Source organism: Microbacterium sp. Ag1, from assembly GCF_001005635.1.
GTDB classification, from domain to species: Bacteria; Actinomycetota; Actinomycetes; order Actinomycetales; family Microbacteriaceae; genus Microbacterium; species Microbacterium oxydans.
Genome location: NZ_LBCR01000008.1, coordinates 1 through 5,290, shown reverse-complemented (window position 1 = coordinate 5,290; position 5,290 = coordinate 1). Strand labels below are relative to the sequence as shown.

3 rRNA genes are annotated in these 5,290 nt (G+C 54.7%); all 3 read right to left on the bottom strand.

The annotated features are described in order from the left end of the window. Positions 1–8: 8 nt before the first annotated feature. Positions 9–125, bottom strand: a 5S ribosomal RNA gene (gene rrf, locus AAY78_RS00100). Positions 126–233: 108 nt separating this feature from the next. Beyond that, positions 234–3,338: ribosomal RNA gene (locus AAY78_RS00095) — 23S ribosomal RNA — on the bottom strand. A 414-nt stretch (positions 3,339–3,752) separates the two neighbouring features. Continuing rightward, positions 3,753–5,276, bottom strand: a 16S ribosomal RNA gene (locus AAY78_RS00090). The 16S, 23S and 5S rRNA genes sit together here, the layout of an rRNA operon. Positions 5,277–5,290: the final 14 nt, after the last annotated feature.

Here is a 5,290-nt window from a genome sequence, read left to right as displayed (position 1 = left end):
TAAAAGGAGTCCGGCGGTGTCCTACTCTCCCACAGGGTCCCCCCTGCAGTACCATCGGCGCTGTGAGGCTTAGCTTCCGGGTTCGGAATGTAACCGGGCGTTTCCCTCACGCTATGGCCGCCGAAACACTATTGATGTTTCAATCAAACACATAACAAAGTCATTGTTGTTATGCGGTTCTCGACCGTACATCGAGAACCACTCAGTGGACGCGTAGCACCAACAAACGGTGTGTTATCAAGTCATCGGCTTATTAGTACCAGTCAGCTGCATGCATTACTGCACTTCCACATCTGGCCTATCAACCCAGTAGTCTGGCTGGGAGCCTCTCACCCGAAGGTATGGAAATCTCATCTTGAGGCCGGCTTCCCGCTTAGATGCTTTCAGCGGTTATCCATCCCGAACGTAGCTAATCAGCGGTGCTCCTGGCGGAACAACTGACACACCAGAGGTTCGTCCAACCCGGTCCTCTCGTACTAGGGTCAGATCCTCTCAAATTTCCTACGCGCGCAGCGGATAGGGACCGAACTGTCTCACGACGTTCTAAACCCAGCTCGCGTACCGCTTTAATGGGCGAACAGCCCAACCCTTGGGACCTACTCCAGCCCCAGGATGCGACGAGCCGACATCGAGGTGCCAAACCATGCCGTCGATATGGACTCTTGGGCAAGATCAGCCTGTTATCCCCGAGGTACCTTTTATCCGTTGAGCGACAGCGCTTCCACAAGCCACTGCCGGATCACTAGTCCCGACTTTCGTCCCTGCTCGACCTGTCAGTCTCACAGTCAAGCTCCCTTGTGCACTTACACTCGACACCTGATTGCCAACCAGGTTGAGGGAACCTTTGGGCGCCTCCGTTACTTTTTGGGAGGCAACCGCCCCAGTTAAACTACCCACCAGGCACTGTCCCTGAACCGGATTACGGTTCGAAGTTAGATATCCAGAGTGACCAGAGTGGTATTTCAACAATGACTCCACACGAACTAGCGTCCATGCTTCAAAGTCTCCCACCTATCCTACACAAGCCACACCGAACACCAATACCAAGCTGTAGTAAAGGTCACGGGGTCTTTCCGTCCTGCTGCGCGTAACGAGCATCTTTACTCGTAATGCAATTTCGCCGAGTTCGCGGTTGAGACAGTTGGGAAGTCGTTACGCCATTCGTGCAGGTCGGAACTTACCCGACAAGGAATTTCGCTACCTTAGGATGGTTATAGTTACCACCGCCGTTTACTGGGGCTTAAATTCTCAGCTTCGCCTTGCGGCTAACCGGTCCTCTTAACCTTCCAGCACCGGGCAGGCGTCAGTCCGTATACATCGTCTTGCGACTTGGCACGGACCTGTGTTTTTAGTAAACAGTCGCTACCCACTAGTCTCTGCGGCCACCACACCCTTTTCGGAGTAAATCCGTATAAGTGGATGGCCCCCCTTCTCCCGAAGTTACGGGGGCATTTTGCCGAGTTCCTTAACCACGATTCTCTCGATCTCCTTGGTATTCTCTACCTGACCACCTGAGTCGGTTTGGGGTACGGGCGGCTAGAACCTCGCGTCGATGCTTTTCTTGGCAGCATAGGATCACCCACTTTTTATCCGCATCGTGTCTCAGCCTATGTGAATCGCGGATTTGCCTACGACTCGGCCTACGCACTTGCACCAGGACAACCATCGCCTGGCTTGGGCTACCTTCCTGCGTCACACCTGTTAATACGCTAACCGCACCAGAATGGGGTCGTGCGCTAGGCCCAGAGCGTCACCCCGAAGGGATCAGTCACTGGGATTCAGACACTTAGCACTACTGGATTAGCTTGGGCGGTTCTTCGCCGGTACGGGAATATCAACCCGTTGTCCATCGACTACGCCTGTCGGCCTCGCCTTAGGTCCCGACTTACCCAGGGAAGATTAGCTTGACCCTGGAACCCTTGGTCTTTCGGAGGACGTGTTTCTCACACGTCATTCGCTACTCATGCCTGCATTCTCACTCGTGTAGCCTCCACGGCTGGTTTACACCGCCGCTTCGCTGGCCACACGACGCTCTCCTACCCATCAACACGGCTGGACCACGAAGGCCTACCAATAATGTCAATGCCACAACTTCGGTGGCGTGCTTGAGCCCCGTTACATTGTCGGCGCGGAATCACTTGACCAGTGAGCTATTACGCACTCTTTCAAGGGTGGCTGCTTCTAAGCCAACCTCCTGGTTGTCACAGCAACTCCACATCCTTTCCCACTTAGCACGCGCTTTGGGACCTTAGTTGGTGGTCTGGGTTGTTTCCCTCTCGACTATGAAGCTTATCCCCCACAGTCTCACTGCTGCGCTCTCACTTACCGGCATTCGGAGTTTGGCTGACGTCAGTAACCTTGTAGGGCCCATCGGCCATCCAGTAGCTCTACCTCCGGCAAGAAACACGCAACGCTGCACCTAAATGCATTTCGGAGAGAACCAGCTATCACGAAGTTTGATTGGCCTTTCACCCCTATCCACAGCTCATCCCCTCAGTTTTCAACCTAAGTGGGTTCGGTCCTCCACACGCTCTTACACGTGCTTCAACCTGGCCATGGATAGATCACTTCGCTTCGGGTCTAGGACATGCGACTGAATCGCCCTATTCAGACTCGCTTTCGCTACGGCTACCCCACACGGGTTAACCTCGCCACATATCGCTAACTCGCAGGCTCATTCTTCAAAAGGCACGCTGTCACCCCTACTAAGGAGGCTCCAACGGTTTGTAAGCAAACGGTTTCAGGTACTATTTCACTCCCCTCCCGGGGTACTTTTCACCTTTCCCTCACGGTACTTGTCCGCTATCGGTCATCTGGGAGTATTTAGGCTTATCAGGTGGTCCTGACAGATTCACACGGGATTTCACGGGCCCCGTGCTACTTGGGATACTCTTCGCGCCAAGAGAGGCATTTCGACTACGGGGTTGGCACCCTCTATGACCGGCCTTTCAAGACCGTTCGTCTATACCTTCTTGTAACGCCGCCACCTCGGCAGAGATGACTGAAAAGTCCCACAACCCCCAACGTGCAACGCCTGCCGGCTATCACACACGCTAGGTTTAGCCTGATCCGGTTTCGCTCGCCACTACTAACGGAATCGCGGTTGCTTTCTCTTCCTGTGGGTACTGAGATGTTTCACTTCCCCACGTTCCCTCTACCCGCCCTATATATTCAGGCGGGAGTCACTAGGTCGGCACGCCGCCCAGCGGGGTTTCCCCATTCGGACACCCTCGGATCAAAACTTGCTTATCAGTTCCCCGAGGCTTATCGCAGATTGCTACGTCCTTCTTCGGCTCCAGATGCCAAGGCATCCACCGTTTGCTCTTAAAGACTTGAAATCACATGAGTTTGAATCAAAAACTCGACCCCACCCGAAGGCGGAATCTGAAATTGACTAATGATCTTTAAGATCATCTTGTGCAACAACCCGAAGGCTGTTGCAAGATGCTCGCGTCCACTGTGTAGTTCTCAAAGTACGGGCGGTGCCCCAATCCACTTCCCCACAAACATGGAGAAACAGAAAGAGGCCCAGAGGTTCAGACCAGATCCCAAAGGATCCGCATCCGGTCCCTCAGGACCCAACAGCGTGCAGGCACCGGTCCCCTCACCCAGAACCTTCCAACCACCGAAGCGGCGTACTAGTTCCGAGATCAGATCTCGATGCCATGTCAAATGTTCCACCCATGAGCTCCGGTCGAGAACGTGTGTCTCGAATCCGGCTCTGTCACCCCAAGGGGTGCAGTGCTCCTTAGAAAGGAGGTGATCCAGCCGCACCTTCCGGTACGGCTACCTTGTTACGACTTAGTCCTAATTACCGATCCCACCTTCGACGGCTCCCTCCACAAGGGTTAGGCCACCGGCTTCAGGTGTTACCGACTTTCATGACTTGACGGGCGGTGTGTACAAGACCCGGGAACGTATTCACCGCAGCGTTGCTGATCTGCGATTACTAGCGACTCCGACTTCATGAGGTCGAGTTGCAGACCTCAATCCGAACTGGGACCGGCTTTTTGGGATTCGCTCCACCTCGCGGTATTGCAGCCCTTTGTACCGGCCATTGTAGCATGCGTGAAGCCCAAGACATAAGGGGCATGATGATTTGACGTCATCCCCACCTTCCTCCGAGTTGACCCCGGCAGTATCCCATGAGTTCCCACCATTACGTGCTGGCAACATAGAACGAGGGTTGCGCTCGTTGCGGGACTTAACCCAACATCTCACGACACGAGCTGACGACAACCATGCACCACCTGTTTACGAGTGTCCAAAGAGTTGACCATTTCTGGCCCGTTCTCGTATATGTCAAGCCTTGGTAAGGTTCTTCGCGTTGCATCGAATTAATCCGCATGCTCCGCCGCTTGTGCGGGTCCCCGTCAATTCCTTTGAGTTTTAGCCTTGCGGCCGTACTCCCCAGGCGGGGAACTTAATGCGTTAGCTGCGTCACGGAATCCGTGGAATGGACCCCACAACTAGTTCCCAACGTTTACGGGGTGGACTACCAGGGTATCTAAGCCTGTTTGCTCCCCACCCTTTCGCTCCTCAGCGTCAGTTACGGCCCAGAGATCTGCCTTCGCCATCGGTGTTCCTCCTGATATCTGCGCATTCCACCGCTACACCAGGAATTCCAATCTCCCCTACCGCACTCTAGTCTGCCCGTACCCACTGCAGGCCGGAGGTTGAGCCTCCGGATTTCACAGCAGACGCGACAAACCGCCTACGAGCTCTTTACGCCCAATAATTCCGGATAACGCTTGCGCCCTACGTATTACCGCGGCTGCTGGCACGTAGTTAGCCGGCGCTTTTTCTGCAGGTACCGTCACTTTCGCTTCTTCCCTGCTAAAAGAGGTTTACAACCCGAAGGCCGTCGTCCCTCACGCGGCGTTGCTGCATCAGGCTTGCGCCCATTGTGCAATATTCCCCACTGCTGCCTCCCGTAGGAGTCTGGGCCGTGTCTCAGTCCCAGTGTGGCCGGTCACCCTCTCAGGCCGGCTACCCGTCGACGCCTTGGTGAGCCATTACCTCACCAACAAGCTGATAGGCCGCGAGCCCATCCCCAACCGAAATTCTTTCCAGACGCAGACCATGCGGTCACGTCACATATCCAGTATTAGACGCCGTTTCCAGCGCTTATCCCAGAGTCAGGGGCAGGTTGCTCACGTGTTACTCACCCGTTCGCCACTGATCCCACAGAGCAAGCTCCGTGTTCACCGTTCGACTTGCATGTGTTAAGCACGCCGCCAGCGTTCATCCTGAGCCAGGATCAAACTCTCCGTAAAAAAGAAATGCATAC